Source organism: Pseudomonas sp. LF-5 (genome assembly GCF_037626295.1).
In the GTDB taxonomy this organism is placed as follows: Bacteria; Pseudomonadota; Gammaproteobacteria; order Pseudomonadales; family Pseudomonadaceae; genus Aquipseudomonas; species Aquipseudomonas monsensis.
Genome location: NZ_JARKMT010000009.1, coordinates 1 through 14,613, shown reverse-complemented (window position 1 = coordinate 14,613; position 14,613 = coordinate 1). Strand labels below are relative to the sequence as shown.

Sequence of the window (14,613 nt, the reverse complement as noted above, 5' to 3'; positions counted from 1 at the left end):
ATTATTGGGCGCCCTTCATGGGCAGAGGCGGCTTTGAAATGGCTTTGATCGTACAGAAATTTGGAGGCACCTCGGTCGGCACTGTCGAGAGAATCGAGCAGGTCGCCGACAAGGTTAAGAAATTCCGCGATGCCGGCGATGACCTGGTGGTTGTGCTGTCTGCAATGAGCGGCGAAACCAACCGTCTGATCGATCTGGCCAAGCAAATCAGTGGCGACACTCAACCGGTTCCGCGTGAACTGGACGTGATCGTTTCCACCGGTGAGCAGGTGACGATTGCCCTGCTGGCGATGGCGCTGATCAAGCGCGGTGTGCCGGCGGTGTCGTACACCGGTAATCAGGTGCGGATTCTGACGGACAGTGCGCACAATAAAGCGCGTATCTTGCAGATTGATGACCAGAAAATTCGTGGTGATCTGAAGGCGGGTCGCGTTGTTGTTGTCGCCGGTTTCCAGGGCGTCGACGAGCACGGCAACATCACTACCCTCGGTCGTGGCGGTTCCGACACCACCGGCGTGGCACTGGCGGCTGCATTGAAGGCCGATGAGTGCCAGATCTACACCGACGTCGATGGTGTCTACACCACCGACCCGCGTGTGGTGCCGGTCGCTCAGCGTCTGGACAAGATCACCTTCGAAGAGATGCTGGAAATGGCCAGCCTTGGTTCCAAGGTGCTGCAGATCCGTGCGGTGGAATTCGCCGGCAAGTACAACGTTCCGCTGCGCGTACTGCACAGCTTCAAGGAGGGTCCGGGCACCCTCATTACTATTGATGAAGAGGAAACCATGGAACAGCCGATCATTTCCGGCATCGCTTTCAACCGCGATGAAGCCAAGCTGACCATCCGTGGCGTGCCAGACACCCCGGGCGTGGCGTTCAAGATTCTCGGCCCGATCAGTGCCGCGAACATCGAAGTCGACATGATCGTGCAGAACGTCGCGCACGATAACACCACCGACTTCACCTTCACCGTGCACCGCAACGACTACCAGGGCGCACAGACCGTGCTGGAAAACACCGCTCGCGAGATCGGTGCCCGTGAAGTCGTAGGCGACACCAAGATTGCCAAGGTCTCGATCGTCGGCGTCGGCATGCGCTCCCACGCAGGTGTGGCAAGCCGCATGTTCGAATCCCTGGCGAAAGAAAGCATCAACATCCAGATGATCTCGACGTCGGAAATCAAGGTTTCCGTGGTGATCGAAGAGAAGTACCTGGAATTGGCCGTGCGCGCTCTGCACACGGCTTTCGAACTGGATGCTCCAGCCCGTCAGGGCGAGTAATTCCGTTTACATGAAGGGCGCGGTCTGACCGCGCCCTTTATTTTTGAATGGCGCGAGCCCCTGATCTGTTCTTTTGCTCGCGCTGGTCAATACTCAGGCATGTAGGGCTACGATCGCTCCGGTTGTAGGTCGGGTGCCTTTTTTTTGCAGACTGTTGTCCCTGAAGAATTGCGTGAGGAGAAAGGTATGCTGATTCTGACTCGTCGGTGCGCAGAAAGCCTGATTATCGGTGATGGCGAAATCACCGTGACCGTGCTCGGCGTCAAAGGAAATCAAGTGCGCATCGGCGTCAACGCCCCGAAAGAGGTAGCCGTGCACCGTGAGGAAATTTACCTGCGTATAAAGAAAGAGAAGGACGAAGAACCAAGCCATTAATTTTTATCGTTTTTTATGTTTGCAAACGGGGAAGAAGGTGGTTAATATACGCCCCGTGTTGCGGAGAGCTGGCCGAGTGGCCGAAGGCGCTCCCCTGCTAAGGGAGTACACCTCAAAAGGGTGTCGGGGGTTCGAATCCCCCGTTCTCCGCCATTATTTGCTTAGTACGTTGTAATCTGGCTTTTTCGGTAAGTTGTTGAAATTACTAGAAAAAGTGGTTGGAATAGAGATTAAACGGGCTATAATGCGGCGCAACAAATGCACTCGTAGCTCAGCTGGATAGAGTACTCGGCTACGAACCGAGCGGTCACAGGTTCGAATCCTGTCGAGTGCACCATTTAAGAGTCAGTTGCAGCAATGTAAATGACTCGGCTTCAACCAGGTGTGATCTGGTCTAACAAACACAAATGCACTCGTAGCTCAGCTGGATAGAGTACTCGGCTACGAACCGAGCGGTCACAGGTTCGAATCCTGTCGAGTGCACCATTTAAGAGTTAGTTGCAGCGATGTAAATAACTTGGCTTCAACCAGTTGTGGTCTGGTCTAAAAACACAAAATGCACTCGTAGCTCAGCTGGATAGAGTACTCGGCTACGAACCGAGCGGTCACAGGTTCGAATCCTGTCGAGTGCACCATATACCGAAAAGCCCGCGTTTAACGCGGGCTTTTTGCTGTCCGGGATTTGGCTTTTCCTTTCACGCATCCCCTCTCATCGAAATCGACTTGAGCACTGCGGCCTCGCTTGAGGTCATAGCGATAGCTGGTTGTCGAAGTTCGGACATTCACCTTGTCCGGTTTGCCCAGCGCACTTTCAACATCCTCTTGGCTCATGCCGGCAATCACGCGTTGATTGATGATTGCTTCACGACGTTGCCTGGCGCTGATCAGATTGCCGCATTGATCTACTGCCGTGCCGACAACGCCGGGTTCGCGTCTTCTGGTTTTCATACCGGATGTTTCTTCGTGGTCGTGCTCGGGCATCACCGCGATGACCGAGCCTGGCAAGTAGGGGTGAACTTCCTGCACGGATCGCTGCTCGCCGCTGGCGCAGCTCATGCTGGTGAAGGTGATACTGCCGTCGACGGCTTCGCAGCGATGAAGCGTGGTGGCGGCCCCGGCGGGCGGCAGGCAGAGCAGGCTGGTCAGGACAAAAATAGAAGTTTTCGATGGCATTCGGCGTCCTCCATGACGATCTACGCTCAAGGGTAGTCGCTACATTTTTTGTCGCCGGTGTGTTTTCTTTTCAGGATGAGTCGTCGCATTTGCAAGGATCAGGACTGCGCTCAGGTTTGTTTCGCAAGCGCTTGTTTCGACCGTGATTTTTTAACGTTTAAAACCGTCAGGCGGTGTATCATTGCGCCCGTCAGCCCCGCCGGGGCTTATGGAAAACCTCCATGGACTTACCCAGTAGTTACTCAGTACCGCGTTTTACCAATCATGAATTGACTGATTGATCCTTCCGGCGTGCCCCGCTGCTGGGAGTGGAGTTCGCCTATGTCCGAAATCGAAGTAAAGAAAACACAGGAAAGCCTGCAGGATCGCCTGGCTCAGGTCGTCGAGCTGCTGCAGCGCCAGCGTGTCGTTGAAGACCTGACTCATCGTCAGGAAGGTCCGCATCACGACCGGGTCGAAAACCTGGTTCACCGGCAAAATCTCGTCGAGTTGCAACGCAAGCTCGATGATTTGCACTCCGCCGACGTCGCTTACATTCTCGAAGCCTTGCCGCTGGACGATCGTCTGACGCTCTGGCAACTGGTCAAGGCCGATCGCGACGGCGACATTCTGCTCGAAGTATCCGATTCCGTTCGAGAAACGCTGATCGCCGACATGGACGATCACGAGCTCCTGGCTGCGGCCAAGGACATGGATGCCGACGAACTTGCTGACCTGGCTTCCGAGCTGCCGCGAGACGTCGTCCATGAGCTGATGGAGAGTCTGGATAACCAGCAGCGCGAACGGGTGCGTTCGGCCCTGTCCTATGACGACGAGCAGGTCGGCGCGCTGATGGACTTCGAAATGGTGACCATCCGTGAGGATGTCAGCCTCGAAGTGGTGTTGCGGTATCTGCGCCGTCTCAAAGAGCTTCCCGGTCATACCGACAAGCTGTTCGTGGTCGATTACGACGGTGTGCTCAAGGGTGTGCTGCCGATCAAGCGTTTGCTGGTCAATGATCCGGAGAAACAGGTTTCTGAAGTCATGGCCAGCGATCCGGTGAGTTTCCACCCGGACGAAGACGCCTACGACGCCGCTCAAGCGTTCGAACGTTATGACTTGATCTCGGCCCCGGTGGTCGACAAGAACGGCAAGCTGATCGGCCGTCTGACCATCGACGAAATGGTTGACCTGATTCGTGAGGAGAGCGAAAGCGAAGTCCTCAACATGGCCGGTCTGCGCGAAGAGGAAGATATCTTCGCCTCGGTCTGGAAATCCCTGCGCAACCGTTGGGCGTGGCTGGCCATCAACCTGATCACGGCGTTTGTCGCATCGCGGGTGATCGGTCTTTTCGAAGGCTCGATCGAGAAGCTGGTAGCGCTCGCGGCGCTGATGCCGATCGTGGCGGGTATCGGCGGCAACTCCGGTAACCAGACGATCACCATGATCGTGCGCGCCATGGCGCTTGACCAGGTCAGTACGGGCAACACGTCGCGCCTGATGCGCAAGGAGCTGGCGGTTGGGTTGATCAACGGTCTGGTCTGGGGCGGGGTGATCGGTGTGGTTGCCTATCTGCTCTACGGCAGTTGGTCGTTGGGGGTGGTAATGACCGCTGCGATGACGCTCAACCTGTTGCTCGCGGCGCTGATGGGGGTGCTGATTCCGATGACCCTCGCGAAGATGGGGCGCGATCCGGCGATGGGCGCGAGTGTGATGATCACCGCCATGACCGACAGCGGTGGCTTCTTCATCTTCCTGGGGCTGGCGACAATCTTCCTGCTCTAACCGGCTGCAAAGAAAAGGCCCGCCAAAATGGCGGGCTTTTTTGTGCCTGTTGATGGGTGATTAGTAACCTGTGGCGAGGGGATTTATCCCCGATGGACTGCGCAGCAGTCCCTCTTTTTGGGGCCGCTTCGCAGTCCATCGAGGATAAATCCCCTCACCACGAATGTATGTCAGGCGACTAACGCGTCAAATCGCAGGCAAAAAAAAGCCAGCACTTATGCTGGCTTGAGATGTTCGGTATGGCTCAGGACGCGTCTGCGGCCATCTCAGCGTCGTGAGCGATCAGCGACACCAGAGCGTTCTGTTGACGGTGAGACAGCTGACGGAAGCGTTGCAGCAGTTCACGCTCGTGCAGCGAAAGCTCTGGGCTGTCCAGGCGCATGCTCAGCTCTTCGCCCAGTGCACCTTCCTGAATAAGACTCTGCTCAAGGCGTGCAATGATTTCGGAGTTCATGCTGCGATGATGATTGCGAGCCACCTCGGCAATGCGTTCACGCATCCCGTCTGGCAGACGTACGACGAACTTGTCAGCCGTACGGCTGGAATAAATTGCCTGTTTCAATGGGCGCATATATTTAACCGGTTAGTTCAGGGGAGCGGTTCTCGGAATTGGCCGCAGGATGTGTGGTAGGACAAGCATCCGCGCCAAATGGTTCAACCTGAATTGTTAAGAGGCCCGCATCATGCCTCAAAATTGCCAGATCATTGGCGTCAATTCTGTGACAAATATTGAGCTGGGTAAAGGCGTAATGCCAGCACCAATTATCAGAAATGCGGACTGGTTGGAAAACTTTGCCTTGGCCCGCATCAATGGCCGCTTCCTGATGCACATCAATTGATGCCCGAAGGCTTCAGAACGTGCATGCTATGCGGCTTTCTATCCTTGTTTCCTTACCTGTACAGGATAGTGGCAATTTGCCGATTTACTAGGGGCAGACACGTTCCGGAGGGTGTTTTCAGGATGGATGGCAGGCTTATTTATCTGATGGGGCCTTCCGGATCGGGCAAGGACAGCCTGATTGAAGCGGCGCGTGAGCCGCTACGGGCGATGAATTGCGAAATCATTCGCCGGGTGATTACCCGATCAGCGGAGTCGGTGGGTGAAGACGCCGTCGGCGTCACGCCGCAAGAGTTCGATCAGCGCGAGCGTGACGGCGATTTTGCCCTCGCCTGGCACGCCAACGGCCTCGCGTATGGCATCCCGATAGAAATGGACGAATGGTTGCGCGCCGGTCGTCATGTGCTGGTGAACGGCTCGCGCGCCAATCTGCGTGACGCGCTGACACACTATCCGACGCTGATTCCGGTGCTGCTGACGGTGAAGGATGAAGTATTGCGCGAGCGCCTGGTGCGGCGCGGTCGAGAGACCTTTGAGCAGATCGATGCGCGGCTTGCGCGTAACGCGTTATTCAAGGACCGGCGAACCAGCGATCTGCCTGTTCATCTGATCGACAATTCAGGTGCTCTGGTGGATGCCGTCAATCAATTACTGGACTTGATCCGGCTCAACGCAACACCGGATCGAACTTGATCCTGCGTCCGGCAACCAGTGCCAGTGCGAACAACACCGCAAACACGCCGCAGCCGACCAGGGGCAGGGTGATTTCGGTTTCCTCGAACAGCGAAAAATGCACGACGCCACTCAATAAGGCGAGGATCAGAAATCCTGCGGCTGATTTGGACATGCTGTACTCCTGAAGATATTTCAAAAAACCAGACGTTCGGTGTCGCGCGTCGGCAGTGCTTGCTCAGGCTCATTGACTGCCTGCGCCGCGAAGTCGCTCTGATCGCTCAACACCGCCCACCGTGGCGCTTTCTGCACCTGCAAGTAATGCGGCATACGCTGAGCCAACGGTTCAGCACTCTCGGGAACAAAATGAAAGCCAACCAAAACCGCGAGAGCGATTGCGTTTGCAAGCAGGAGAGTGCTGTTCATGGGGCGGACTCCGTTTGTTCTGTTATGTGAACAGACAAAGCAGCCGTCGTGCCAACAGTCTAACCGCTGTTAAGTCCTTTAAAAACAAGCATTTGGAAGGGTTTTTCAACAGGCTCAGGTTGCATTCTGCAATGATGGCTTTTTGCGGTAGTGCAAATTGCACGGTAAATCATCCCGCAAGGTTGCAGGGCGCCTGCCTACACTTAAAAAGCCCACGGACGACATGACAAATAGAGGGCTGGCCGTTAACATGCTCGCCGTCCGTCGCGCCGCATCCGGCCGTGACAACTCAGTGTCTCAGTAGCTCAATTGGATAGAGCATCCCCCTCCTAAGGGGAAGGTTGGCAGTTCGAACCTGCCCTGGGACACCATTATAATCAGGTAGTTAGCTAGATTTCTCGATAGCGCCTCGATAGGATTTTCTCTCAGGTCCCCACTTTGGTCCCCACTTCTCCGAGCTTTCGGTATTGAGTTATCAACTTGGAATTGGATGCTTTTGGCCGATTTCCGAAACTGATGCCTGGTCGTTCTCTCTACCCGTGAAATTGCATCACGATTGAAAAGTCACTGCGAATTGCAACTGATTCCCTTACGTCGGATTTGACCTACGCGCTTCGTAGGTATGATGAATGCTGCCTGTGGTGGCGACAGGGTGAAATCGGCCAAAAGCGGCACGTCACACCCAGCAGAAAACTACCCCGAGCGGACTATCAGGCGCCTCACGACAATGTGCCTCGAAGCAGCCACTCGGTCCACCCTTGCGATTGCGCGCGAATCCACTGGACCTCGACGATTTGTTGCAGCGTCTATCTCGATTGGGTTATCTCGTATAACACGTATACCAAGTAGGGACAGTGGGTGAACTGCGCTCTAAATACAGAGAGCAAAGCCCTCGTTAACCTGAAGAACAAGAATCCAGGAGACGCCATGCCAGTTGAAGGTCCTTTGCCCCAGACCGGGGATCAGCACGACATCAACGCGGACGCGGATCGTTGCTTCAGGGCGCGGTCCCCACGGAACTGGAGGGCTCATGGATTAGAAGGGACGGATGACTACGGCTTGGATTACCAGGTTCAAACGACGCCAGGCCAGCGAGCGACAGATATCTTCCGCGTCCAGCTTAAGGGCACCCGCTCTCCTGAGATCTCGGCCGATGGCAGGTTCGTCTCCATTCAGCTCAAGGCTTCGACCATCCGGTATTACGACAGGCTTGTGGAGCCGATTCTGCTTGTCGTGTGCAATCTTAAAGCGGATCCGGAGCCAGTTGATTGTCCTCTGTATTACGTATGGGTGCGGGACGAGCTTCGCCGCATCGACGTGTCCAACCTGCCGGCAGAACAGCTGTATGTCACTCTGCGAGTTCCCACCCAGAACCGCTTGACGATTCAAACAGATCTTTCTGCTGACATTGATGGGCAGAATGAGCTTTCGCGCGCGGGGCATGCGATGGATGTCCGCGTCGAACAAACGCACCCCATGATGCAGGCCCAGGAGCGGTTGAACGTAGTACAGGGAGTGACATTGGGGATCGCAGCTCGCAGCACTGCTTTCATCGATGCCCTCGCAGCTCCGGTAGAAGAGCATTGGGTAGCGCCCTCACCTGGCACTCTTGCCTGGCACCTGAATCAAGCCAAGGACCTTCTGCGCACCAACTCCCTTGAGCGTTGCTCACAGAAACTTGACGCGGCAGAAGCGATGCTGACAGCGGCTACGCTGCTTGAGGTAGCAGACTACTGGTTCTTGCGTGGGAAATGGCAGACCGCATCTGGCTCGGACCAGGCGGCGAGCGATGCGTTTAATCGCGCACATCAAGCAAATCCTCTCGCGAAGTATCTCGCCGCCTGGACAGAAGCGGAAATTCGCCTCCGCTACCAAGAAGAAGATGGGCCCAAGCCCTACCCGGACTTGCTTGAAGCGCTCGTAGGGGAAGAACCAGGGGTGCCTTTCGCGAGGTCGAGAGTACTCGCGGCGGAGGGGAAATTCGAAGAAGCCATCGCAGTTGCCGACAAAATCAGCGGCCCTGAACAACATGCAGCGAGAGCACTCGCGCATACGATGTTCAGCAAGCCAGCGGAAGCTCTGGCCGACTGCGACTCAGGTCTCGGGCTGTCTGACTTGCCGGATAACATGCGGCAGATGTTGCTGGTGCTCAGAGCACGCGCGAAGTTTTCCTTGGCCCAGGCCAGCGCACCGGTGTCCGGGATCCAGGTGCTGCCACCTAGCGGAGTAACGGGTATCGATTCGGGATTGGTCAAGGAGGCTTGGGAGGCGATCGACAAGGCGGTCGACGTTCTGCGGGAGGCTGGCTGGAGTTCCAACATCGAACTTGTTGCCGATATCTGGGCGGCCACTGCCTCCATACTCGGCAAGCAGAAAGAGGTGTTACCGGCGCTTGCCGAAGCAGCACGTGCAAATCCGCACCTCAAGACCCTACAAGGAGCGTTGGAGTCGGTCGCCGCGCAGTGCGGCGAATTTGCAATCGCTCTGGAAGCGAATGAACGAATTCCAGCTACTCAGACAAGAAATTTACGACGCACTCTGCTCTTGCACGAAGCGCAAAAGCACCGCGCCTGTTTCCAATGGTTTGAGTTGAATATCGACTCCTTTGACAGAGCCCACGAACTCCTCGGCCCGGCCACAATGGTCGCCGCACTCTCCGCGCACAAAATGGCGCAGCCCGAGCTGGTCACCAAATGGTCGGCAATACTGGACTCTGACCCCGTTCTGAGTGAAGACGCTGCGCTTCTACAGTATTTTTTAATGCTGGAGCAAAACAAGCTCGGAAACTCGGAAGCTCTTCGGATGCTCCACACTCGATACGAAGAACTCGGCCGCCCATTCACGTTGGCGGTTGCGCTGCTGCAGGAGTTGAACCCTGCAGACGCAGAGCATGCGCCAATTTGCGTCGAAGTTGCCGGACGCGTCATGGAGAAAGTCCAGCTCTCGCCCGCGATGGCCGCGCATCTGGGGCTTGCTTTGGGCACCATACAAGATTGGGCGTCACTTCTGGACCTTTGCCGGGGGTTCAAGGTCCGAGCGGACGCGGGCCCCCGTATGCTGGCGTTCGAAGCGCTCGCTCTGGACCGCCTAGGCGACACCGAGGAAGCCCGACGACTCCTCGAACAGATGCTTGCCGGCGGTGTCCTCGATAGCTTGGCGATGAACACCTACGTGACCATCATGGTGAGATGCGGCTACGTCCAAGAGGCGCTCGAGGCCGCAGAAAAGATCCTCGAATCAGCGCAATCGAACACGCAGCGGATGGATTGCATCAGACTGCTATTCAACCTGATTCAAAACGCTGACCCCACGAGCAAACGCCTCCTGGCATTGGCAGTCCAAATGGGTGGACTGGCGGACCCCAACTCAGAGGTCCAGGAGGGCATCTACTTGACGATGTTCCTCATGGCCACGCCCGCCGAAACGAACACGCCTTCGCAGCGGCAGGTGACCGAGTTCAGGGAGAGAGCCGATGCGTTCTTCATCAATTTTCCGAACTCCAGAATCCTCAAGAAAGGAGAGATCCGAGAAGACGCTTCACCCGAGGAGTTGTTTGCGCAGCTTAAAGAGATCACTGGCATTACGGCGGACCGTGAAGCCTTGCAAGCCCGGCTTGAGAACCAGCTGCAACAGGGACTGACAGTCGTTCCGTTCTCCTGGCGACCAAAGCTGGTTCTCTCGTCAGTGCGCGATGTTGTTCACCTGTGGGAGATTGCGAAGGTATCCGGCAGGGACGACAGGAAATTTCACCTCACGATGCTCGTTGATCCGCAGTGGCAACCTCCGAGCGCCGCCTCGCTGCGCGACCGCATTCCACTTCTTGATTTGACGGCCTTACTCGTCCTGTTCGACCTGGACCTAATCAATCATGTGATGCAATTTTTTGGGAAAGTGGCAATCGCGAAAGCCACCTTGGAGACGCTCGCAACCCTGGTTAACCCGTTTTCCGGCAGCCCAACGAAAAGCAAATGCACAGCCTTGCAAGACGCTCTAAAGCCGCACTTGAGCGCGATCGTCCAGCCGTCGATCTCGAACTTGCCAGATGACGAAGAGGAGGATGACGGGCCCCTTGGACGCGAGCACAAGGAAATCACCCAACTCTGCCGAGATGAGCACAACACCTTTCGCCTCTACTCGGACGATCTCGCGTTCCGCGTTTTCTGCGCAAAAAGCGACACCCCCGACGGTATCTGCACGCTGGATGTGTTGACGGCTCTGGAAGAGGCAGGCCTGCTCACGCGTAACGAAGTCGCGCGGAAGGTCTCGAAGCTTTGTGAATGGCGGGTCGGACTTGTGGTCCGATTCCAGGAGTTCGTGCCCCTTATCCCAAGCAATCTGGCGCAAGCACGGAACGTGAGGCAAGGCATTCAGATTCTCGATGCCAGTCCCGAATTCATGTCTGTTATCTCGGCTATTTGGGACTTCCCGGCGCGGTTCGACAAAACTCTGGAGCATGCGGCGGCGGTTCTACGTCGCCTTGCGGATGAGACTCCTCTTCCTAATGTTGCACTCGCTGCATTACTGGGCCAGTGGTTCGTGAAAGCAGGAATGAAGAATGACGCGCCAGCGCAAGCCCTTGGAGTCCTGACGAAGGCAATCACACGGTCGGCGCAGCCTGCAAAGCTCACGAGGAATACCGCCGTGAAATTCTGGGCTGTCTACAAAGCGCTCGTCGAGTTTCACCATGGCAATTACATGGACGAATCGAAAGAGCACGAGGCGATTCGTCTTCTTGGCAGCGAGTGCGCCAAGCTGCAAGTGACGACCCCGGGGGATGGCGAGAAGGTCTACATGGGACTGAGACAGGCGCTTACGGATGGCACAAGCGACGATTCCGATTTCTCCTCGGGCTACTCGACCACGTTGCTTCATCTGAGAATGCAGTCTCGGCAGACCTGTAGATAAAGCCCGGCTACTGCGTGCCGCCGCCGGGTTTGGCGCAGCTCGCGGCTGCGTCGAAGACCACGCATCTGCAATAACAAATGGCAACAGTAAAAAGGGCGCTATGAGCGTTTCGGAAATGTGTAGATTGGCGTTACAACTGCACGAGAATGTAGCCGTCCCGTAACGCTACCCCAAACTCGGCGCTATCACTACTGCACCTCGCAGATATCGACTCACAAATAGTTACTACGACAGGGACGGCCACCCCGTTGTATTTTTTCCTAAGGATTGAAAATGCCGGAAATTGTTGATTGGGCGCACATCGCAGACCAGTACACCGACACCCTGTTGTTAGGAAATGGTGCGAGCATGGCTCTGCATCCGGGCTTTGGTTACGGTTCGCTGTTTGAAAGCGCGCTAGAAAACGGTCATATCACCCCAGCAGTCGGGGCAATTTTCGATAAATTTGGAGTTACCGATTTCGAGCTGGTGCTTCGTCGCCTTTGGCAAGCTAGCCTTGTAACGCAAGCCCTAGAGATCCCGCACGGGAGAGTGGAGGAAGCATACGCAGAGGTTCGGAGGGCACTGATCGCAACGGTTAGAGATGTTCATGTCGACTATGATGAGGCGCTTCCCCATCTTCATTTCATTTATCGCTTCATGGCGCGCTTTGGTACCGTCGTTTCACTGAACTACGATTTGATCGTTTACTGGGCGGCCATGCTGGGTAACCGGGAGCTTGGCATACATTTCAAAGATGCTTTCGTTGGCGGAAGTTTCGCCGAAGACTGGGATGCCCTTCGGCAACCGTATGGTCGTGCGACCGGGAGCACACTCTTTTTTTATCCGCACGGTAATCTGGTGCTTACTCGAACCACTGACCGAGGTGAAGGCAAAATAGGCGCTCACGATAACGGCCGTCTACTCGACGCGATTTTGCGCAAATGGGAAGGTGGATCCGCAATTCCTCTCTTTGTGTGCGAAGGCACAGCTGCACACAAGCAGGCATCAATCGAAAGCTCTTCCTATTTGGAACGCGTTTACAGAGAGGTCATGCCTGACTGTGGCGAATCCATCACCATTTATGGATGGAGCCTCGCAGAGCAAGACCAGCATATCCTTACGCAGGTAATGCGAAATCCTCCACAGAGAGTGGCTGTCTCTGTACGAGGTGGAGATCAAGCCTTCGCGCAACGTGTCGAAGAAAGGTTAAACCGATCAGGAATAGCGCAGGTGGACTTCTTCGATTCCATCAGTCCCGGTTGCTGGAACAATCCTGATCGGCGTGCTTAGCCTTCAATCCGAAGGTGGGATTGCTAGCCCAGTGGCCTGAGCGCCGACTCTTGGAGAGTAGTCGGGCCACACGTTGCTACGTAGAGTACCGAAATACCAGAAGCAGGCGTTAACCGTCGGCAGCTAACGGCCGATTCTGTTGAAAAAGTCGGCTTCGGTTTCCACGGCAGAAAGTATGCGCATGAGATTGAAATCTGTGTTTTGGGCAGAAGGTCAATAAGCTACCACGACAGTGTCAGTTCTCAGGTAGGTGGTACAACATCACTGCCACACTAATGATGCGTTTTGAATCTTCAGGGTGGGAAAACTCGAAATTTGTCCAAGTTTCGCCCGGCTGAGATATCAAACGGACGAATTGAGGATGCAAGCGAGCCGTTTCGTCTGCTTTCTGGATTACCGAAGTAAACTCTTTGTTGCGGACAAAAATGATCGCAGCCGTATTGGTATCTCTCCAAGAAAGGTAAGAGAGAAGTTGGTCAATTGTGCTCGAGAATCCGGACGAGCCTGCCCAGAACTTACACTCACCAATGAAACAGGTCTCGCGACCATCTCGAATGAGGATATCTGTCTTGCCTCGTTTGTTGAATGATTCTCCAGTGACACTTCCGTTGACAGCAACCTCTAAAGTGGCGAGCATGTGGTCGCGTAATGCCTCTTCGCCTCGCCCCTTATAGTTTGCAGGATTTCTCTCGAAGACTTTGCAAATGCCGTCAATAGAGCTAAGGATCGTACCGTAGGCTATGACTTTGGGTGGAGAAGCTTGGTGTCCACTCTCTGCTAAGTAGAGTTCTGAGTTGCGAAGAGTGTCCAAGCATTGTGCCACATTCTGCAACAGACTCATCTGAGACCTATACAGAGTGATCATCTCTTTTACTGCCCATGGGCAATTCGGCACAGACGCCGCTATGGATTCAGCAGTGGATACTTCGATTTCCAAAAGATCAATTTGGTTAACCCAGCCGCCATCAAAAGAGTCCACGAAAGATTTTAGCGTTGGGTAATCATGTACCGAATTGAATGAGCTCAGCTTGCGTGACATACCTACCGCCAAATCTCGCCCACTTATGTAAATCTTTTCAAGCGGCGCGCGTTGAGCATAAGGCAGTTCATACAAATTTGAGAAATCTTCTTGATTTTTTAAATGAGACCAACTGCTTATGTTGTTCTCGTGGAAAGCCCCAGCAAAGGCTGCAAGTCTTTGCATCCAGGTTTCAACGGGGTGAAAATCTTTTCTTATGTCCATCTAAGTGTCTCCAGGGTGGTGAACTACCTATGCTGCAGTGGGTGACCACCTAAGGTCAACTGCCAGCCGATTTGGGAGGCAACGAGTTTTCTGGTAATGGCCTGCGTTCGGTAGAATAGCGGCAGGGAATTCGAGCTGCTCCGTAGGTGGCAGCTTTACTACGATGTTGGGATATCTGCATTGAGCAGAGACGGGAGAGCAGGGATGGACGTACAGCCGGAGAAAGATGACTTCCAACTTGAAGATCTCAAAGCCTTAGTCGGCAGCAAGCTACGAGGTTTTTCTTCCGAGTGGCCTGAGGAACAGGGGGAGCTCACCTATAGCACTGTCAACAGCGAAAGTTTTCCAGTGCCGGAGCTTATCCTCCTCACCTTACGTAATGTCATGGGATGGAAATGGCATGGTGAGGAGGAGAAAGTAAGGTGGACGGTATTTGGGAGCGTAGATGGCGAGCGCGTAGGGTTTCAGCTCGCTAAGTTTGGACTTAAAATAATTAGATCTCGTCCGCTAATAGTCCCACAGAAGCGAATCTTCGGTCAGCTTGTAGTGGTCAACTAATCCCGGACACGACGTTAAGTTTTTTCTCGGCCTGAGCCGGTGGCAGCCCACCATTAAATTGGTGCGGTCGAATCCAGTTGTACCGGTGCATCAAAAAATGGCTGATA

13 protein-coding genes and 5 tRNA genes are annotated in these 14,613 nt (G+C 54.9%); 13 read left to right on the top strand and 5 right to left on the bottom strand.

Features of this window, described 5'->3' with window-relative positions; translation table 11 throughout:
- The first annotated feature begins 38 nt into the window (after nt 1-38).
- The 6 genes from PseuLF5_RS21730 (at nt 39) to PseuLF5_RS21705 (ending at nt 2,290) form a co-directional block, all read left to right on the top strand.
- The gene (locus tag PseuLF5_RS21730) at nt 39-1,280 is read left to right on the top strand and encodes an aspartate kinase (RefSeq protein WP_123466994.1); all 1,242 of its coding nucleotides are present in this window, start codon (nt 39-41) and stop codon (nt 1,278-1,280) included.
- A 186-nt stretch (nt 1,281-1,466) separates the two neighbouring features.
- Entirely contained in the window at nt 1,467-1,655 is a 189-nt protein-coding gene (csrA, locus tag PseuLF5_RS21725; protein ID WP_002554426.1) for a carbon storage regulator CsrA, read from the top strand.
- 62 nt (nt 1,656-1,717) lie between these two features.
- Nucleotides 1,718-1,808 (top strand) — tRNA-Ser (locus PseuLF5_RS21720).
- Between the two features lie 107 nt (nt 1,809-1,915).
- Nucleotides 1,916-1,992, top strand: a tRNA-Arg gene (locus PseuLF5_RS21715).
- Between the two features lie 72 nt (nt 1,993-2,064).
- Nucleotides 2,065-2,141, top strand: a tRNA-Arg gene (locus tag PseuLF5_RS21710).
- Between the two features lie 72 nt (nt 2,142-2,213).
- A tRNA-Arg gene (locus PseuLF5_RS21705) sits at nt 2,214-2,290 on the top strand.
- A 19-nt stretch (nt 2,291-2,309) separates the two neighbouring features.
- Here PseuLF5_RS21705 and PseuLF5_RS21700 read toward each other — a convergent pair.
- Complete coding sequence (locus tag PseuLF5_RS21700) at nt 2,310-2,828, bottom strand: cell envelope protein SmpA (protein WP_128613534.1); 519 nt, start codon at nt 2,826-2,828, stop codon at nt 2,310-2,312.
- Between the two features lie 321 nt (nt 2,829-3,149).
- Here PseuLF5_RS21700 and mgtE point away from each other — a divergent pair, with 321 nt between their 5' ends.
- Nucleotides 3,150-4,592, top strand: coding sequence for a magnesium transporter (gene mgtE, locus PseuLF5_RS21695; RefSeq protein ID WP_123466990.1), 1,443 nt, complete (start codon nt 3,150-3,152; stop codon nt 4,590-4,592).
- A gap of 244 nt (nt 4,593-4,836) precedes the next feature.
- Here the strand turns inward: mgtE and PseuLF5_RS21690 are convergent, their stop codons facing one another.
- Nucleotides 4,837-5,163, bottom strand: a complete 327-nt coding sequence (locus tag PseuLF5_RS21690; protein ID WP_003178899.1) for an Arc family DNA-binding protein — start codon at nt 5,161-5,163, stop codon at nt 4,837-4,839.
- Between the two features lie 112 nt (nt 5,164-5,275).
- Between PseuLF5_RS21690 and PseuLF5_RS21685 the strand changes: the two genes are divergently transcribed.
- The gene (locus PseuLF5_RS21685) at nt 5,276-5,431 is read left to right on the top strand and encodes a hypothetical protein (RefSeq protein ID WP_177490689.1); all 156 of its coding nucleotides are present in this window, start codon (nt 5,276-5,278) and stop codon (nt 5,429-5,431) included.
- A gap of 122 nt (nt 5,432-5,553) precedes the next feature.
- The gene (gene phnN, locus PseuLF5_RS21680; RefSeq protein ID WP_186748718.1) at nt 5,554-6,123 is read left to right on the top strand and encodes a phosphonate metabolism protein/1,5-bisphosphokinase (PRPP-forming) PhnN; all 570 of its coding nucleotides are present in this window, start codon (nt 5,554-5,556) and stop codon (nt 6,121-6,123) included.
- Here the strand turns inward: phnN and PseuLF5_RS21675 are convergent.
- Both PseuLF5_RS21675 and PseuLF5_RS21670 read right to left on the bottom strand, forming a co-directional pair.
- Nucleotides 6,098-6,277 carry a PA3371 family protein gene (locus PseuLF5_RS21675; RefSeq protein ID WP_123466986.1) on the bottom strand — a complete coding sequence of 60 codons (180 nt, stop codon included), beginning with the start codon at nt 6,275-6,277 and terminating at the stop codon, nt 6,098-6,100. The two genes, phnN and PseuLF5_RS21675, sit on opposite strands and share 26 nt — an antisense overlap.
- Before the next feature lie 20 nt (nt 6,278-6,297).
- Complete coding sequence (locus PseuLF5_RS21670; RefSeq protein WP_340134740.1) at nt 6,298-6,528, bottom strand: hypothetical protein; 231 nt, start codon at nt 6,526-6,528, stop codon at nt 6,298-6,300.
- A gap of 294 nt (nt 6,529-6,822) precedes the next feature.
- On the opposite strand from PseuLF5_RS21670, the gene PseuLF5_RS21665 reads away from it, so the two are divergent.
- From PseuLF5_RS21665 to PseuLF5_RS21655, 3 genes are all read left to right on the top strand, one after another.
- Nucleotides 6,823-6,899: transfer RNA gene (locus tag PseuLF5_RS21665), tRNA-Arg, on the top strand.
- A gap of 556 nt (nt 6,900-7,455) precedes the next feature.
- Nucleotides 7,456-11,433 (top strand): DUF4365 domain-containing protein, encoded by a 3,978-nt coding sequence (locus PseuLF5_RS21660; RefSeq protein WP_340134739.1) that lies wholly within the window; start codon nt 7,456-7,458, stop codon nt 11,431-11,433.
- A 273-nt stretch (nt 11,434-11,706) separates the two neighbouring features.
- The gene (locus PseuLF5_RS21655) at nt 11,707-12,705 is read left to right on the top strand and encodes a DUF4917 family protein (RefSeq protein ID WP_265068194.1); all 999 of its coding nucleotides are present in this window, start codon (nt 11,707-11,709) and stop codon (nt 12,703-12,705) included.
- Nucleotides 12,706-12,940: 235 nt separating this feature from the next.
- On the opposite strand, the gene PseuLF5_RS21650 is transcribed toward PseuLF5_RS21655, so the two are convergent.
- Entirely contained in the window at nt 12,941-13,948 is a 1,008-nt protein-coding gene (locus tag PseuLF5_RS21650; protein WP_340134738.1) for a hypothetical protein, read from the bottom strand.
- 204 nt (nt 13,949-14,152) lie between these two features.
- On the opposite strand from PseuLF5_RS21650, the gene PseuLF5_RS21645 reads away from it, so the two are divergent.
- A complete protein-coding gene (locus PseuLF5_RS21645; RefSeq protein ID WP_340134737.1) occupies nt 14,153-14,506 on the top strand; it encodes a hypothetical protein in 354 nt (117 codons plus the stop codon).
- Nucleotides 14,507-14,613 lie beyond the last annotated feature (107 nt).